Source organism: Curtobacterium sp. AB451 (assembly GCF_050585845.1).
Classification (GTDB): Bacteria; Actinomycetota; Actinomycetes; order Actinomycetales; family Microbacteriaceae; genus Curtobacterium.
The window spans coordinates 544,455-560,902 of sequence record NZ_JBOBQG010000001.1 but is presented as its reverse complement, the minus strand read 5'-3'; the positions used below and the strand labels follow the sequence as shown (position 1 = coordinate 560,902).

15 protein-coding genes are annotated in these 16,448 nt (G+C 72.0%); 7 read left to right on the top strand and 8 right to left on the bottom strand.

Going from position 1 to position 16,448, the window contains the following annotated elements:
* Nucleotides 1-140 precede the first annotated feature (140 nt).
* Nucleotides 141-1,037, top strand: coding sequence for an alpha-E domain-containing protein (locus ACQXVK_RS02580; RefSeq protein WP_430852568.1), 897 nt, complete (start codon nt 141-143; stop codon nt 1,035-1,037).
* A gap of 359 nt (nt 1,038-1,396) precedes the next feature.
* On the opposite strand, the gene ACQXVK_RS02575 is transcribed toward ACQXVK_RS02580, so the two are convergent.
* Nucleotides 1,397-2,743: an MFS transporter gene (locus tag ACQXVK_RS02575; protein ID WP_430852567.1), complete on the bottom strand. Its 1,347-nt coding sequence runs from the start codon at nt 2,741-2,743 to the stop codon at nt 1,397-1,399.
* Nucleotides 2,740-3,150, bottom strand: a complete 411-nt coding sequence (locus ACQXVK_RS02570; RefSeq protein ID WP_022905677.1) for a MarR family winged helix-turn-helix transcriptional regulator — start codon at nt 3,148-3,150, stop codon at nt 2,740-2,742. Before ACQXVK_RS02570 ends, ACQXVK_RS02575 begins: the two co-directional genes overlap by 4 nt.
* 94 nt (nt 3,151-3,244) lie before the next feature.
* Here ACQXVK_RS02570 and ACQXVK_RS02565 point away from each other — a divergent pair, with 94 nt between their 5' ends.
* Entirely contained in the window at nt 3,245-3,997 is a 753-nt protein-coding gene (locus ACQXVK_RS02565) for an SDR family NAD(P)-dependent oxidoreductase (protein ID WP_430852565.1), read from the top strand.
* Between the two features lie 205 nt (nt 3,998-4,202).
* Here the strand turns inward: ACQXVK_RS02565 and ACQXVK_RS02560 are convergent, their stop codons facing one another.
* Genes ACQXVK_RS02560 through ACQXVK_RS02550 form a run of 3 tightly spaced genes read right to left on the bottom strand, consistent with a single transcriptional unit; the run spans nt 4,203 to nt 6,621 of the window.
* Entirely contained in the window at nt 4,203-5,147 is a 945-nt protein-coding gene (locus tag ACQXVK_RS02560) for an acetamidase/formamidase family protein (RefSeq protein WP_430852564.1), read from the bottom strand.
* Between the two features lie 53 nt (nt 5,148-5,200).
* Entirely contained in the window at nt 5,201-5,449 is a 249-nt protein-coding gene (locus tag ACQXVK_RS02555; protein WP_430852563.1) for a hypothetical protein, read from the bottom strand.
* An 11-nt stretch (nt 5,450-5,460) separates the two neighbouring features.
* Nucleotides 5,461-6,621 carry an inorganic phosphate transporter gene (locus tag ACQXVK_RS02550; RefSeq protein ID WP_416393688.1) on the bottom strand — a complete coding sequence of 387 codons (1,161 nt, stop codon included), beginning with the start codon at nt 6,619-6,621 and terminating at the stop codon, nt 5,461-5,463.
* An 86-nt stretch (nt 6,622-6,707) separates the two neighbouring features.
* Here ACQXVK_RS02550 and ACQXVK_RS02545 point away from each other — a divergent pair, with 86 nt between their 5' ends.
* Both ACQXVK_RS02545 and ACQXVK_RS02540 read left to right on the top strand, forming a co-directional pair.
* Nucleotides 6,708-7,583, top strand: a complete 876-nt coding sequence (locus ACQXVK_RS02545) for an alpha/beta hydrolase (protein ID WP_022906841.1) — start codon at nt 6,708-6,710, stop codon at nt 7,581-7,583.
* Between the two features lie 79 nt (nt 7,584-7,662).
* Nucleotides 7,663-8,712, top strand: a complete 1,050-nt coding sequence (locus ACQXVK_RS02540) for a lipoate--protein ligase family protein (protein WP_402264978.1) — start codon at nt 7,663-7,665, stop codon at nt 8,710-8,712.
* Here the strand turns inward: ACQXVK_RS02540 and ACQXVK_RS02535 are convergent, their stop codons facing one another.
* The gene (locus ACQXVK_RS02535; RefSeq protein WP_430852562.1) at nt 8,713-10,272 is read right to left on the bottom strand and encodes an AAA family ATPase; all 1,560 of its coding nucleotides are present in this window, start codon (nt 10,270-10,272) and stop codon (nt 8,713-8,715) included.
* A 198-nt stretch (nt 10,273-10,470) separates the two neighbouring features.
* Here ACQXVK_RS02535 and ACQXVK_RS02530 point away from each other — a divergent pair, with 198 nt between their 5' ends.
* The gene (locus ACQXVK_RS02530; protein ID WP_148286919.1) at nt 10,471-10,800 is read left to right on the top strand and encodes a hypothetical protein; all 330 of its coding nucleotides are present in this window, start codon (nt 10,471-10,473) and stop codon (nt 10,798-10,800) included.
* A 6-nt stretch (nt 10,801-10,806) separates the two neighbouring features.
* Here ACQXVK_RS02530 and ACQXVK_RS02525 read toward each other — a convergent pair whose 3' ends face one another.
* On the bottom strand, nt 10,807-11,094 hold the full coding sequence (locus tag ACQXVK_RS02525; RefSeq protein ID WP_022906845.1) for a GNAT family N-acetyltransferase: 288 nt from the start codon (nt 11,092-11,094) through the stop codon (nt 10,807-10,809).
* A gap of 69 nt (nt 11,095-11,163) precedes the next feature.
* Here ACQXVK_RS02525 and ACQXVK_RS02520 point away from each other — a divergent pair, with 69 nt between their 5' ends.
* On the top strand, nt 11,164-12,591 hold the full coding sequence (locus ACQXVK_RS02520) for a hypothetical protein (protein ID WP_430852561.1): 1,428 nt from the start codon (nt 11,164-11,166) through the stop codon (nt 12,589-12,591).
* Nucleotides 12,592-12,622: 31 nt separating this feature from the next.
* On the top strand, nt 12,623-13,564 hold the full coding sequence (locus tag ACQXVK_RS02515; protein ID WP_430852560.1) for a DNA methyltransferase: 942 nt from the start codon (nt 12,623-12,625) through the stop codon (nt 13,562-13,564).
* A 154-nt stretch (nt 13,565-13,718) separates the two neighbouring features.
* Here ACQXVK_RS02515 and ACQXVK_RS02510 read toward each other — a convergent pair whose 3' ends face one another.
* Nucleotides 13,719-16,289: a DHA2 family efflux MFS transporter permease subunit gene (locus ACQXVK_RS02510; protein ID WP_430852559.1), complete on the bottom strand. Its 2,571-nt coding sequence runs from the start codon at nt 16,287-16,289 to the stop codon at nt 13,719-13,721.
* Nucleotides 16,290-16,448: the final 159 nt, after the last annotated feature.

Sequence of the window (16,448 nt, the reverse complement as noted above, 5' to 3'; positions counted from 1 at the left end):
GAGCGCGGGGACCGGATCGGTCGGGACGGTCCTTCAGTGACCCCTGCAAGCGTCCCTGGCGGACCCGCAACACCCGTGACGCGGCGACGAAACACCCTCGCAATCCCCGGTCAGTAGGTTCACGGCATGCAGGAGCCGACGTGCTGAGCCGACTCGCGGGGAGCGTGTTCCACGTCGGGAGCGCCGTGGAACGCGCCGAGGTCGTCGCACGCATGCTCGACGTGTACGTCGCCCGTGGTGAACCGGCCGGCGTCGACCAGGACCGGGTGGTCGCGGCCGAGCTCCGATCGGTCGTCGGAGCCGCGGGCCCGGCGAACGACCCCGACCGTGCCGCGACGATCGACTCCCTCGCGCTCGACCGCCACGAGCCCGCGTCCATCGCGTCCGCCGTCGCGGTCGCGCGGGACAACGCGCGCCGTGCCCGCGAGGTCGTCTCCACCGAGCTGTGGGACTGCCTCAACGTCACGCGGTCCCGGATGCCCCGCAAGGTCGGTCCGGAGCGCGCCCACGAGTTCCTCGCCTGGGTCCGGGAGCGGAGCGCCCTCGCGATCGGGGTCGTCGAGGCGGATGCGAGCCACGACGAGGTCTGGGAGTTCTTCACCCTCGGACGGGCGCTGCAGCGGTGCTCGGTGACGGCGCGGTTGCTGGCGTCGGCCCTGCTCGACCCGGAGTCTGGCGCGTCGTGGACGACTGCACTGCGAGCGTGCGGCGCCGGTGAGGCGTTCCAGCGCGGTCGCGACCACCACTCGCCCGGACCGGACGACGCGGCGGCCTTCCTGCTCCTCGACGAGCACAGTCCCAGGTCGCTCCGCTTCCTCGCGCGGCGTGCCGACGAGTGCCTGGCCGACGTCGCCCCGTCGTGCATCGCCGACGAGGTGCGTGCCTTCGCAGACACCCGAGCGGGACTCGAGTCGGTGTCGGGCGACGCCGCCGTGCTCGCGGCGCGGGCCGCGGGGGAGCGGCTCGCCGCGGCGGCCGACCGGGTGGCGCAGGCCCTCGATGAACGTGTCTTCGCCGCGCCCGCGGCCGCTCGCTGAGCCGCGCCCGCGGCCGCTCGCTGAGCAGCGCCCGCGGCCGCTCGCTGAGCCGCGCCCGCGGCCGCTCGCTGAGCAGCGCCCGCGGCCGCTCGCTGAGCCGCGCCCGCAGCCGCCCGCTGAGTGGGCACGACACGCCGGGACAGCCCGCCCGACGACCGGGCAGGACACGCCGCGGGGTTCCGCCGAGCGCGCGGAATCGGCCGCTCCGCAGCGCCGAGCGTGACTTTTTCCGCCCGCTCGGGCAGGCGAGACCCGCGCGGGCAGGCGAGACCGGCGCGGGGCGGGCGAGGCCCGGCGCGCGGCGGACGGGAGGCGCGGGGCGGGCTGGACCCGCGCCTCCCGGCCGTCAGGCGGTCACGTCAGACGGCGCTGGACCGGTCGGCGACCGCCTCGTCGCGTTCCAGGTCCTGCCGGAGCGCCGCGCGCGACGCGCGGGTCCCGACGACCGGCATCGCGTGCGTGATCGCCAGGTGCAGTCGTGTGTCCGCGTCGTACCGCACCCGGAACCGCTCGTACCGGATGAGCCAGACGAGAGCGATCGCCAGGGCCACGAACCCCGAGGCCGCGCCGACGGCGATGGCCCAGCGCGGACCCCAGACATCGGCGACGGCTCCGACGATCGGGGCGCCGATGGGGGTACCGCCCGCGAAGATCGCCATGTAGAGCGCCATCACGCGGCCGCGCATCGCGGGCTTCGTGGTGGTCTGCACCAGGGCGTTCGCGGTCGTCATGAACGTCAGCGACGCGAGTCCGACGAACACCAGCACGATCGCGAACGACCAGTACGTCGGTGCGACGGCCGCGGCGACGCACGCCAGTCCGAACCCGGCGGAGGCGATGACGAGCGTGCGCATCCGCGGGCGGTCCCGGCGTGCCGAGAGCAGGGCGCCGGCCACCGAGCCGATCGCCATCACCGAGTTGAGCAGGCCGAACTCGCCGGCCCCCTTGTGGAACTCGACGCGGGCCATCGTCGAAGTGAAGATCGGGAAGTTCACGCCGAAGGTGCCGACGACGAAGATCATGCAGAGCACGACGATGATGTCGGGTCGGGTGCGGACGTACCGGAAGCCCGCGAGGATCTGCCCCTTGCCCCGTTTCGCCCGGATCCGTTCGGCGAGCTGCGCCGGGTCGACGAAGCGCAGCGCGATGAGGACGGCCATGAACGAGCCGGCGTTGATGACGAACACCCAGCCGGAGCCGATCGCCGCGATGAGCACACCGGCGACCGCGGGGCCGATGAGCCGGGCGGCGTTGAACGACGCGGAGTTGAGCGCCACGGCGTTGGCGACGTGTTCGCCCTGCACGACGTCGGACACGAAGGCCTGGCGGATCGGGGTGTCGAACGCGGCGACGATGCCGAGCGCGAGCGCGAACCCGTACAGCGACCAGAGCGTGGCGGTGTCGGTGAGCACCATGATGCCGAGCCCCAGGCCGAGAGCGCCCATCAGCCCCTGCGTGAGCATGAGCATCTTCCGCCGGTCGAACCGGTCGGCGGCGAGTCCGGTGAGCGGGAGGAGCAGCAGCTGCGGACCGAACTGCAGCGCCATGGTGATGCCGACGGCGATGGCGTCGTTGTCGGACAGCTTCGTCAGGACGATCCAGTCCTGGGCGGTGCGCTGCATCCAGGTGCCGACGTTGGACACCAGGGCGCCGGCGAACCAGATGCGGTAGTTGCGGGCGGACAGGGAGCGGAACATGGCGGTCACTGCTGGGCCAGCCTCCTCATGATCTCGGTGGCGTCGGCCAGGGTGCGTCGTTCGGCCTCGGTGAGCTCGGCGAGCCTCGGGGTGAGCCAGCCGTCCCGACGGCGCCGGGTCTCCTCGACGAACGCGGCGCCGGCACCGGTCGCGCCGAGCAGGACCTTGCGGCGGTCGTCGCCGTGGTCGCCCTTCGAGACGAGGCCGCGCTCGACGAGGACGGCGATCGTCTTCGTCATCGACGGCGGGGTGACGCCGTCCTGCCGACTGAGTTCGGCGAGGGTCATCGGGCCGTCGCGGTGCAGTCGAGCGAGCGCGGAGAACTGGGCATCGCTGACGGTGGTGTCGGCCTTCTGCGCGCGGAGCGTGCGGGAGAGGCGGTTCACCGCGATGCGGAGGTCGGTGGCGTCGGTCACAGGTCGTTAGCCTAGCAAATTAGTTCAGCGAACGAACTGGTTTCCGGGTGTATCGTGCTGATGACCAACAGGTGTTGTCGAGAGAGAAGGAATCATGTCCGAGTTCGAGGGCAAGGTCGCCATCGTCACCGGTGGCGGCAGCGGCATCGGTGCGGCCATCGCGAAGGAGCTCGCCGCGGCGGGCGCGTCGGTCGTCGTCACCGACATCCGGCTCGACGCCGCACAGCGGGTCGTGACGTCGATCGAGGAGGCCGGCGGGACGGCGAGCGCGTTCGAGGCCAACTCCGCCGTCGCGGCCGACGACGAGCGCATGGTGCAGTTCGCCGTGGACACGTACGGCGCCCTGCACCTCGCCGTGAACAACGCCGGCATCGGCGCCGCACCGCAGCCCATCGGCGAGTACGACGTCGCCGCGTGGGACCGCGTGCGTGCGGTGGACCTCGACGGGGTGTTCTACGGCCTCCGCTACGAGATCCCGGCGATGCTCGCCTCCGGCGGTGGCGCGATCGTGAACATGGCGTCGGTGCTCGGGTCGGTCGGCATCGCGCAGAACGCCGCGTACGTCGCGTCGAAGCACGCGCTCGTCGGGCTCACGAAAGTGGCAGCCCTCGAGTACACGGCGAAGGGTGTCCGCACGAACGCGGTCGGTCCCGGCTTCATCGACACCCCGCTCGTGCGCGCGTCGCTCTCGCCGGAGGAGCTCAGCGCCCTCGAGGCCGAGCACGCCGCGAAGCGACTCGGCACCGACAGCGAGGTCGCCGCCCTGGTGCTGTTCCTGCTGAGCGACAAGGCGTCCTTCATCAGCGGCAGCTACCACCTGGTCGACGGCGGCTACAGCGCCCACTGACCGCCCCGTGCCCGCCCGCGCCTCGGCGCGCGCCGGTGCCTGGCGGAACCGGGCGTACCTACCCGAAACGGGCGTACCTGGTCGGAACTTCCGACCAGGTACGCCCGTTCCTGCTTCCCAGCGCGGGCGCCATGGGAAGGAACCGCCGACGGGAGGCGCGGCGTGGGCGAGCGGATCTGCGGACCCGAGCCGCGCCTCCTGTCCGTCAGCGGGGTGCGCCCGACGGCAGGATCGCGTCGTGGGGGAGCAGCGCGTGCACACCCCACGTGCGGTTCGCGACCTGCGTCACCCGCATGCTGACCGCCACGCTCGCCATGGCGAGCGCCTCGGCGCGGCCGATGCCGTGGAGTCCGGCGATCCAGTCGACCATCCGGTCGAGGGCGGTGGTCGTCGCGGTGTTGAGGTCCGCGTCGAAGCCGAGGGTGACCCGGCCGGCCGGTGTGTCGGCGTGCACGCCGGCGACGGGTGCCGCGTCGAGCAGCGAGAGCGTCATCGTGGTCGTCATGCCGCACTCGACCGCGGTGCCGGAGACCTCGCCGTCACCCTGGGCGGCGTGGCCGTCGCCGACGAAGAGGAGGGCGTCCGGCACCGTCACGGGCAGGTAGAGGGTGGAACCGGCGACGAGTTCGCGGCAGTCGACGTTGCCGCCGTCGGCCTCGCGGGGTGGGATCGTCGAGTGCTCGCCGGTGGGCTCCGGCGGGAGACCGACGACCCCGAGGAACGGTGCGGTGCGCACGCCGAGGCCGAGCTGGTTCACCGCCGTGCCGGCCGCCGGGTCGATGTCCCAGAGCAGCGGTCCGCGTGCCGCCGGGTCGGTCAGGCCGAGCGCCCGGTTCACCGGGGTGTCGACGCCGCCGGAGCCGGTGTACCCCCAGTCGTCCGGCACGAGCGCGTCGAACCGCACGGCCAGGACCGCCCCCGGCTGTGCCCCCGCGACGGCGATCGGGCCCACCAGGCAGTGCCCCCGGCGCGGGTCGACGAGGGTCGGGGCCTCGACCCCCGGGGCCGACTGGCGCTCGGTGTAGCCCGCGGCGCTCAGCGTCCGGACGGTCACGGTGTCGCCCGGTGCGACGGTCAGGACCGGGCGTCGCTCGGCGGTGAGGACGTCGATCGCGGTGTCGACGGTGGCGTCGAGGTGGTGGTGGGTCACCGATCGATCATCGCAGGCGGTTCGCGGCGTCGGTCAGTGGAACTGCGGGATGGTCAGCCAGATGCCCAGGAGGACCGCGGCGACGCACACGGCGAAGCACAGCACGGCTCCCGCCAGGGCGACCGGGGGGTGTGCCCGGACCGCGGGGTCTCCTCGGAGTACCGGGTGCGCTCGCCGCCGGCGTCGACCGGCTGGCCGAGGCCGAGCAGCCGCAGACCGAGCGTGTAGACGAGCACGATGCCCACCGCGGCCACGAACCCGACGCCGGCGACCAGGCCGATGCTCGTGAAGTCGATCTCCATCGTCGTGCCCCTCAGTTCGTCGCGCCGGCCGGCTGCGGCTCGGCCCGGTCGGTGGGTCCGGTCGATCCGGCCGCGACGTCGTCGCGGGAGATCGGCTTGCGCTTGGCGAGGAAGAAGAAGGTCAGCCCGCCGGCCAGGGCGAGCACCGCGACCAGGACGAGCCCGATGGTCGACGTCGACGCGACCCAGGTGGCGAGGGCGCCGACGACCGCGGCCGCGGGCAGCGTGATCACCCACGCCACGACGATGCGACCGACGACCGACCAGTGCACGTCGGCGAGCTTCTTGCCGAGGCCCGAGCCGATCACCGAGCCACTCGTGACGTGGGTGGTCGAGAGCGCGAAACCGAGGTGCGACGACACGAGGATCGTCGCCGCCGAGCTGGTCTCCGCCGCGAAGCCCTGCGGCGACTGCACGTCGGAGATCTTCTTGCCGACGGTCTGCATGATCCGCCAGCCGCCCATGTAGGTGCCGAGGCCGATCGCCAGGCCGCACGCCAGGATCACCCAGAGTGCCGGTCCGGTCCCGGCGGACTGGTAGTTCGCGGCGATCAGGGTGAGCGTGATGACACCCATCGTCTTCTGGGCGTCGTTCGTGCCGTGCGCGAGCGACACGAGCGACGCCGAGATCGTCTGGCCGTGCCGGAAGCCCGTCGCGGCACCGTGGGTGGTCGCGTTCTTCGTCAGCGTGTACGCGAGGTACGTCGCGACGAGGGCGATGACGCCCGCGATGACGGGGGAGAGCAGGGCCGGCAGGACGACCTTCGAGACGACCGTCGCCCAGTCGACCGAGTTCAGGCCCGCGCCGATGATCGACGCGCCGATGAGCCCGCCGAAGAGCGCGTGCGTCGAGGACGACGGCAGCCCGAAGTACCAGGTGGCGAGGTTCCACAGCACGGCGCCGACGAGTCCCGCGAAGATCATCGTCGGCGAGATGTGGATGCCGTCCTGCCCCTCGCGGATGATGCCCTGCGAGACGGTCTTCGCGACCTCGGTGGACAGGAACGCGCCGACCACGTTGAGGACGGCGGAGATGAGCACGGCGGTCCGGGGCTTCAGTGCTCCGGTGGCGACCGAGGTGGCCATGGCGTTCGCGGTGTCGTGGAAGCCGTTCGTGAAGTCGAACACGAGGGCCACCACGATCACCAGCACGACGGTGACGAGGACGTCCATGCGCGAGACGGTAGGCCCGCTCCGAGCCCACTGCGTGAACGCCGGGTGAACAGCGCGCGGGCGCGCCCGTCTGCGAGGATGCGGGTGTGCCCACGTTCTCTGCAGCCCGAGGCGACGCCTCGTTCACCGACGCGCACGGCGTCGAGATCGTCTACTCGACCTGGCGTGCGGCGCGACCGAAGGGGATCGTGCAGATCGCCCACGGCGTCGGTGAGCACGGGCTCCGCTACGAGCCGCTCGCGCAGGACCTCGTCCGCGCCGGCTGGACCGTGCACGCGAACGACCACCGTGGGCACGGTCGCACCGGGCTGGCGCAGTGGGACGGCGACCACGCGAAGCTCGGACGACTCGGCCCCGGTGGACTCCGTGCGGCGATCGCGGCCGTCGAGCAGATGAGCGCCGTCGCGCGCGAGGACACCCCCGGCGTCCCGCTCGTACTGCTCGGACACTCGTGGGGCTCGCTCATGGCCCAGCGGATCGTGAACACCTCGTCGGGGTCGTACGACGGGGTCGTCCTGTCCGCGAGCGCGTACCGGCTGCCGGGGTGGATGAACAGCGGTGACCTGAACGCCCGGCACGCGGGTTCCGGCCCGACGAAGTTCGAGTGGTTGACACGCGACCGGTCCGTCATCGAGGCCGTCGCGGCCGACCCGCTCGCGGTCGAGGCGGACGTCATCGGGCTCTTCGGGATCCGCGACGCCCTGCGGCTCCTCGGGGTCCCGCGTCGGGGGATCCCGCACGACCTGCCGATGCTGTTGCAGGTCGGCTCCGAGGACTCCCTCGGCGGACCACGCTCGGTCGAGCGGCTGGCCGACGCCTACCGGCGTCGCGGCGGACTCTCCGACGTCACCGTGCGGGTGTACGAGGGGGCCCGCCACGAGGTCTACAACGAGACGAACCGCGACGAGGTCGTCGCGGACCTGGTCAGGTGGCTGGACCGGGCGGTCGCGCGCACGGCCTGAGACGGTTCCGGCTGTCGGACGGGAGGCGCGGGTCGGCGCCGTCCCGCGCCTCCCGTCCGACGCGGCGTAGGCTCGTCGTGTGCACGGTGAGTACAAGGTCCCAGGCGGGAAGCTGGTCGTCGTCGACCTCGAGGTCGTCGACGGGGTGATCGACCAGTTCCGGCTCGCCGGGGACTTCTTCCTCGAACCGGACGACGCGCTGCCGCTCATCGACGCCGCCGTGGACGGCCTGCCGGCCACGACCGACGCCGCGGGCATCGCCGCCGCCGTGCGGTCCGCCCTGCCGGAGGACGCCGTCCTGCTCGGCTTCACCCCCGAGTCCGTCGGGGTCGCGGTCCGCCGAGCCCTCTCGCGTGCGTCGACCTGGCGCGAGTACGACTGGGAGATCATCCACGAGGGACCGATCAGCCCGAACGAGCACCTCGCGCTCGACCAGGTGCTCACGGAAGAGGTCGGGGCAGGTCGCCGCGGACCCACCCTGCGCATCTGGGAGTGGGACCAGCCGGCGGTCGTCATCGGGTCGTTCCAGTCCCTGAAGAACGAGGTCGACCCCGAGGGCGCGGCGAAGTACGGCGTCGAGGTCGTCCGTCGGATCTCCGGCGGTGGCGCGATGTTCATGGACGCCGGCGCGATCATCTCGTACTCGCTGTACGTGCCGACCGACCTCGTGCAGGGCATGACCTTCGCCGACTCCTACGCGTACCTCGACGAGTGGGTGATCGAGGCGCTGAAGTCCCTCGGCATCGAGGCGTACTACCAGCCGCTCAACGACATCTCGTCGACCAAGGGCAAGATCGGTGGGGCCGCGCAGAAGCGGCTCGGCACCGGGTCGCTGCTGCACCACGCCACCATGAGCTACGACATGGACGGCGAGAAGATGGTGCAGGTGCTGCGCATCGGCCGCGAGAAGATGAGCGACAAGGGCACCACGTCGGCCGCCAAGCGGGTCGACCCGCTGCGCTCCCAGACCGGGCTCACCCGCGCCGAGATCATCGACCGCCTCATCGCGACGTTCACGAAGCTGTACGGGGCGCACGAGGGGCACGTGACCGAGGACGAGCGTCGACGGGCACAGGAGCTCGTGGCGTCGAAGTTCGCCACGCGGGAGTGGCTCGAGCGCGTCCCCTGATCAGCGCTCCGCCGACGGGTCGTCGTCCTCGTCGTCTCCCGCTCCGTCGTCGGACTGGGTCCCGGTCGCGATCGTCCGACCCACGCCGTCTGGGGTGAACGTGGTTCGCGCGAGCGGGGCGAAGGCCACCCACTCGCCTGCAGCTGTGTCGTCGTCCTCCTCCTCGTCGTCATCGGGCTCACCGGTGTCCTCGGCGGAGCGCGTGCCGAGCAGCTTCCGGGTCAGGGCGCTCCGCTCGGTGAGCAGCGAGTCGAGGGCCGCACACAGGTCGACGTCCGCGGGTTCGGCACCGCGCAGGGCCGCACCGAGGACGCTCCGCCGCATGAGCTCCTTGGCGAAGGAGCCCGTCGTGCCCTCGGCACGCTCGGCCGCCTCGGCGAGGGCGGCCTCGGAGAAGGGCAGCGAGCCGGCGTACCGGCGGAAGAGCCGGACGCGCTCGGGCAGGGCGGGGAGCGGGATCTCCACGGCGAGGTCGACCCGGCCGGGACGGTCCGCGAGGGCGCGTTCGAGCACGGACACCCGGTTCGTGGTCATCACGAAGGCGACGTCCGCGTCGCCGTCGAGCCCGTCGAGGGCGTCGAGCACTTCGAACAGCAGCGGCTGCGGGGAGCTGTGGCGTTCCATCGCGACGAGGTCGATGTCCTCCATCACGACGAGTGACGGCTGGAAGGTCCGGGCGATCTCGGCCGCGGCACCGATCGCCGCGATGCTCGAGCCGGTGAGCAGGATCGCGGTGACTCCGGTCGTCCGGGTGAGGAGGTGCCGGATCGTGAGCGTCTTGCCCGTCCCGGGAGGGCCGTAGAGGAGCACACCGCGCTTGAGGTGCTGTCCGGCCGCGAGGAGCGCCGCACGCTGCTCGCCGATCCCCACGACGTGGTCGACCACCTCGTCGAGCACGCCCGTGCCGAGGACGACGTCGTCGGCGTCGACCTCGGGTCGGCGGAGGAACGTCGCCCCGGCATCGGCCCCGTACTCGGACTGCACGAACGAGAGGACCTGCCCGCGCAGGACGCTCCGCTCGATCATGAGGGCACGGAGGCGGAGCAGGAACGCGGTGGCGGCGTCCTGGTCGGGGGAGAGGATCTCGAGGCTGGCGCGGCCACGGCCGTACTCCGGCTTGGCGGACCGCTGGACGACCGCGACCGGAGCGCCGTCGAAGGTGAGGAACCGGAGCCCGAACGACACGACCCGACGGGTGGTGTCGGCACCGGTGGCCCGGGTGGCGAAGCTCACGGGGCCGGGCGCCCACCGCACGTGCGGGTTCGCGATGAACTCGCTGACCGAGCTGTGGAACCGGCTGTCGTCGCCCGCGATGCCGACGAGGGCATCGGGGTCGGTGCCGGCGAGCTCCTCGAGGGCGATGTCGGCGTCGACGAGGCGGTGGTCGGGGAACTCCTCGGTGACCACGGGGACCGACTGCGGGTCGACGCCGAGGTGGGCGCCGATCCGTTCACCGATCGGTGTGGTCACCGCCTGCTGTTCCGCGGCGGCGAGCTCGTTCGCCTTCTCGATGTAGCGAGCGAACGCCCGCATGAGGTCCCGGTCTGCGTCGTCGAGCACGTCGCCATCCTGGCACGCAGCGCTGGAACGCGACCGGCCGCACGTCGTCGGTCACACGTGGTCGGCCGCCCGGAGAGGGGGGTTCCGGGCGGCCGCAGGACCAGTGTGGGTGTCGTCCTGAAGAACGAGCCATGTGGATCGTGAGAATCCTCCGCGCGGCGGATGTCCCCTCCGGAACGCGCACGTAGCGTCGTGTGCGTGAACTGGTTGATCTTCCTGGGGGCGGTGGCCGCGGCGGCCGTCGTGATGTGGATCGCCGATCGCGTGGGGTGGATCGACCTGTCGAACAAGTCCACGCGGAGCGGCGGATCCGGCGGCGTGGTCTCGATGATGGACGAGGTGTTCGCGCCGACCCGTCACGAGACGCAAGCGGAGTACGAACGGCAGTCGCGCCTCCCGAAGGAGGCACCGACGCCGGCGGACGACGACCACGACCTGCTGAGCGGCAGCGTCCTCATCAAGGTGCCGGCGGTGCGCAGCGCCGGTCGGCACGCGGTCCGGGCCGGCACGCACGACCGGACGTACTGAGCCCGGTCAGCGGGTCGTGAGCTCCTGGTAGTCCGGGTGCCGCTCGATCCACGCGGCGACGTAGCTGCACTGCGGGACGACCCGGCGCGACGATCCCGACCGGACGTCGTCGAGCGCGTGCTCCACGAGGATCGACGCGTGACCGCCACCACGGTGCGCGGGATCGACCTCGGTGTGCACGAACCGGATCTCGTCGTCGTCGACCTCGTACGCCGCGAAGCCGATGACCTCGCCGTCCTCGACGAGGGAGTACTGCTGCTTGTCGGTGTCGTTCCGCACCTCGGGTGTCGCCATGCGGCAGACGCTACGCCCCTCCCGAAGAAGGGTCTGTGAACCGGCTGGACGCTCGGGTACGGTCTGATCGTGCGCGACGAGTCGACCCCGCCCTTCCGGTTCCGGACGCCTCCCGGCTGGCCGACGCCGACCGCCGAGTGGGTGGAACTCCACCAGGCCGCCGAGCCCGCTCCGGGCTGGTCGCCCGCGCCGGAGATCCCGTTCGCCCCCGCGGGGTGGCGCTTCTGGGAGCCGGTCCCGCGCTCGTTCCGGCGGTTCCTGCCGCCGGCGGCCCGTCGCCTGCGTGCCGTGCGGTGGATCGCCCTCGCCGTGGCGGCGCTCTCGCTCGCCGTCGTCGTCGTCGTCGGTGCCCTCGGCGGTCCGGGCGCGGTCGCCCTGGTACCGCTGGTGGCCGGCGTCGCGGTACTGGTGGTGGGTTCCGCGCGGCTCGGCGAGACCGCGGAACGAACCGCGGCCTCGATCCGGGACGACGCGGCCACGTGGCGGGCGGCCGAGGTCCCGGTGCGGGCGCGGGCCGCGTCCCCGGGACTCGACGACGACCGGGCGCTGGCGGCCTGGGAGGCCGCCGCGTGGGGGATGACGAGCGCACGGCCCTTCGCCACTGCGGACGACACCACCGCCTCGCCGGACCGGCCCGGGGTCCCTTCGCCGAACCGGCCCGGGGTCCCTTCGCCGCTGCGGCACCGCAGCCGGACCGTCGTCGCCGTCACGGCCGGAGCAGCGGCGCTCTTGCTCGTGGTCGGTGCGACGGCCGCCGTCGATCCCGTCGTGCGCGCCGTGCAGGACAGCGGGCAGACGCTCGCGGTCGGGCTCCAGGACACCGGGCCGGACGGCAGCGTCCCGGACGACGGCGCACCCGGCGGCGGTGCCACGGACGACGCCGCACCGGACGCGGGCGACCAGGAGCCGTGGACGTCCGACGACGGGACGGTCACCGCGTCGTTCATCGCCGACGACGAGACGTGGCAGGCGACCTGCGGAGCGATCGACTTCGCAGACGGCTGCTGGGCGTGGCAGATCGACGCCGAGTGCGACGGTCCCGCCGAGGTGACGGTCGGCTTCTCGGACACCGAGAGCGGGGACGACGTGCGCACCGACACCCGCACCGTCGTACTGACCTCCGGCACGCCGCTGATCCTCACCGAGCAGGGTTCCGAGGAGTGGGGCGGCATCCGCGACGTGACCTGCTTCACCGCGCCGGACCAGCCCGTCGCGCTGACCCGCACGCCGCTCGACTCCGACGACGAGGACGCCGACGGGTCGTGGCCGGACGGCTGCGTCGACTACGGGTGTGCCGGGTGGGAGGTCACCGCGGACACGAGCTGCGCCTCGGCGACCGTCCAGTTCTCCGTCGACGAGGAGGTCGCCCAGGTGACCGGTCCGCACGACCTCGTCGTGACGACGGCACTGCACGCCGGCGAGCCGGTGGACGTCTGGGCCGGGGGCGCGTGGATGCCGGACGAGGACGCCCGCATCACCCGGGTGACCTGCGGCTGACCCGTCGCTCGGCGTGGACCACAATGGTCGGGTGCACAGCGGCGACGATCGGGGCCCGGACCGGGTGGTGCTCGGCGACAACCTCGACGTCCTGCCGACCCTGGCGGACGGGTCGTTCACACTCGTCTACCTCGACCCGCCGTTCAACACCGGTCGGTACCAGCGTCGCCACGCGAGCGCGGCGGTGCGGGAGCGGTCGGCAGCGGTCGAGCGGTCGGCAACTGCCGAGCCGTCGGCAACTGCCGAGCCGGTCGCGGCGGATCGTCGTCGCGAGCGGGTGACGGGCTTCCGGGGGAGCTCGTACGAGCGGGTGCGCGGTGACCTGATGCGCTTCGACGACCGGTTCGAGGACTACTGGTCCTTCCTCGAACCCCGGCTGCTCGAGGCGTGGCGGCTCCTCGCCGACGACGGCACCCTCTACCTCCACCTCGACTACCGCGAGTCGCACTACGCCAAGGTCCTGCTCGACGCGCTCTTCGGCCGCGATGCCTTCCTCAACGAGATCGTCTGGGCGTACGACTTCGGTGCGAAGTCCCGGTCGCGGTGGCCCACGAAGCACGACACGATCCTCGTCTACGTGAAGGATCCGTCGCGGTACTGGTTCGACTCCGAGGCGGTCGACCGCGAGCCGTACATGGCGCCGGGCCTCGTCACCCCCGAGAAGCGCGAGCGCGGGAAGCTCCCGACCGACGTCTGGTGGCACACGATCGTGTCGCCGACCGGCAAGGAGAAGACCGGCTACCCCACGCAGAAGCCCGAGGGGGTGCTGCGCCGGATCGTGCAGGCCTCGTCGCGCGAGGGGGACTGGGTGCTCGACTTCTTCGCCGGCAGCGGGACGACGGGAGCGGTGGCCCGGGCGCTCGGCCGGCGGTTCGTGCTGGTCGACGACAACCCGGTCGCGGTGGACGTGATGCGTCGGCGGCTGCCCGGGGCGGCGTTCGAGGTGGTCGGGTCGGAGGCCTCGGCCGGCTGACGCGTGCCGGTGCCGATGGCGGTGTCGGTGTCGGTGGCGTTGTCGGTGGCGTTGGCGGTGTCGACTCGGAACGACGAGGTCGACGTCGTACGACATCGACCTCGTCGTTCCCGGTCGTCGGGCGCCGGCGCGGGTGGCGCCGCGTGGCCGGGCGCTACCCGGCGGAGTGGCGGCCGTGCCCGTGGGCGTCCGGACGGGAGGCGCGACTCGCCTCGCCGCCGTCGACCCGCGTCGTGTTCGTGGGCAGGTCCGCCAACCGTGTCGTGTCGGCCCGGTCGCTGGTCGCGTCCGGCACCGCGTCCACCGGGGTCGGCAGTGCGTGGGCGGCCCGGGTGCGGATCGTCCCGGTGGTGGTCGGCGGCTCGTCGACCGGGGCGGCGGCGGAGTGTGCGCCGTGGGTGGTCGCGTCGGGCAGCGGTGCGCGGGTGTCCTCGAGCGTGGCGGTCCGGGCAGCGCCGGTCGCCGGGCGGGGGGACGCGTCTGACCGGGCGGTGCCGGCGGGGGAGGCCGTGCCTCCGAGCTGACCGCTCCCGACGGCGGAACCGGCGGGACGGGGCTGGGACACGACGTCCGGCGAGGTCGGCACGACCGACGTCGAGCCGGTGTCCGGCGAGACCAGCGAGCCCGTCCGGGCCGCCGCGTGCTGGGCGTCCATGGTCAGACGGTCCGCGTCGGCGCTCGCGCGCTCGTTGTCGGCGCGTTCGGTGTTCGCCTGCTCCTGCAGCGCCGAGACCTTGCGGAGCGGCGGCACGCGGAAGAACCAGGTGAGGACGAACGCGAGCAGGATCACGGCGAGGCCGACGTAGTACACGACCACGGCCGAGTCGCTGAACCCGACGAGGAACGGGCGGGTGAGCCGCTTGTCCGCGCCGTTCAGGAACGACGTGTCGCTCGTCGCGGAGCTGCTCGATGAGCTCGCACTCGAATCACCCTGCTCGAGCTGCTTGACGAGGGTCGGCGCGACCTCGTCCACGACGTTCTGACGCTGGTCGGCGTTGGAGTAGTCGACCTGCAGCGAGCCGTCCACGACCTCGGCACCGGCCTTCGAGGCGGCGGTCTCGAGCGCCTGCTGCTCGGCGGCGGGCGTCGCCGCGGCGACCTTCTCGGCGATGATCGAGTCGGCCGACGCCGCGGGGACGGCACCGGCGGCGACCTGCTGCTGGACCGCTGCGGTGACCTGCTTCGTGACGGCGGCGTCCGCGGCCTGCTTGGCCTGGGTGGCGCCCTCGTCGAGGCCGTCCTGGACCTTCTGCTGCACCGGGTCGACGATCTTGTTCCAGATCTGGTCCATCACGCCCTTGTTCGCCGACGCGTTCGCGACCGAGGGCGTGAGGGCAGCGTTCAGGGCGCTCTTCAGGTCGCCCTCGTTCTGCATCGCCGTCGTGATGTTGGTCGGCATGAGCGTGAACAGGACGGACAGCAGCACGGCCGTACCCATGGTGCCGCCGATCTGGCGGAAGAACGTGGCGGCACTGGTCGCGACACCGATGTCCCGCGGGCTCACGGAGTTCTGCGCCGCGAGCGTCAGGGTCTGCATGAGCTGTCCGAGTCCGAGGCCGATGCCGAACATGCCGAGCATCAGGAACCACAGCGGACTGTCGGCGGTGAGGAACGTCAGGACCAGGAAGCCGATGGCGGTGAACGCGGTGCCGGTGATCGGGAAGACCTGGTAGTTGCCGGTCCGCGAGATGATCTGGCCGGAGGCGATCGACGAGATCATCAGGCCGAGGACCATCGGGAGCATCGAGAAGCCGGACTCGGTCGGCGTGACGCCCTTCACGATCTGCAGGTACAGCGGGATGGTGAGCATCGCGCCGAACATGCCGAAGCCGACCAGTACCGACAGCACCGCCGACATCGAGAAGACGCGGGAACCGAAGAGCTTGAGCGGCAGGATCGCGTCGTCGCCCATCGCACGCTCGACCAGGATGAACGCGACGAGTCCCACCGCGCCGATGCCGTAGCAGGCGAAGGCGCCGGGCGAACTCCAGCCCCACTCGCGGCCCTGCTCGGCGATGAGGAGCAGGGGCACCAGCGTGACGATGACGAGCGTGGCGCCCCACCAGTCGATGCGAGGCTTGCCGCGGTCACCGAACTTCGGCAGGTGCAGGAACGTCAGCACCATGAAGAGCGCGATGATGCCGATCGGCACGTTGATCAGGAAGACCCAGCGCCAGCCGGCGACGAACAGCAGCTGGTCAGCCCCGGCGAACACGCCGCCGACGAGCGGTCCGATGACGCTCGAGATGCCGAAGACGGCGAGGAAGTAGCCCTGGTACTTGGCGCGCTCGCGCGGAGCGAGCATGTCGCCCATGATCGCGAGCGGCAGGGACATGAGACCGCCCGCGCCGAGGCCCTGCAGCGCGCGGAAGCCGGCGAGCATGAGCATCGAGGTCGAGAACGACGCGGCGAAGGACCCGACGATGAAGATGCCGATGGCCGTGAGGAACAGCGGACGGCGGCCGAAGATGTCGGAGAGCTTGCCGTAGATCGGCGTGGTGATCGTCGAGGCGATCAGGTAGGCCGTGGTGACCCAGGCCTGCTGGTCGAGCCCGTGCAGGTCGTCACCGATCGTGCGGATCGCGGTGCCGACGATCGTCTGGTCGAGGGCGCCGAGGAACATCCCCGCCATCAGGCCGTAGATGACCAGCAGGATCTGCCGGTGGTTCATCACGGTGTTCGACGACGTGGTGGGGGCCACGGGTGCGGTCGCGGTCTGGGTCATGTGCAGTGTCTCCCGGAAACTTTGCGCTGGCTGCAAAGTTACATCTGCCGCAAGGTGGTGGGTCGCGCCGGAACCGGTTCCTGAGTGGATCGGCAGCGTCGGCGCCGGTTTCGGGAGGTGTCCGTCGAGTTGAGGAGGCCCGACGCCGTCACAGTACGC

Coding starts and splice junctions, on each gene's coding strand:
- ACQXVK_RS02565 (WP_430852565.1), top strand. CDS start 3,245: ATGTCCGAGTTCGAGGGCAAGGTCGCCATCGTCACCGGTGGCGGCAGC.
- ACQXVK_RS02555 (WP_430852563.1), bottom strand. CDS start 5,449: ATGGAGATCGACTTCACGAGCATCGGCCTGGTCGCCGGCGTCGGGTTC.
- ACQXVK_RS02550 (WP_416393688.1), bottom strand. CDS start 6,621: ATGGACGTCCTCGTCACCGTCGTGCTGGTGATCGTGGTGGCCCTCGTG.
- ACQXVK_RS02525 (WP_022906845.1), bottom strand. CDS start 11,094: ATGGCGACACCCGAGGTGCGGAACGACACCGACAAGCAGCAGTACTCC.
- ACQXVK_RS02510 (WP_430852559.1), bottom strand. CDS start 16,289: ATGACCCAGACCGCGACCGCACCCGTGGCCCCCACCACGTCGTCGAAC.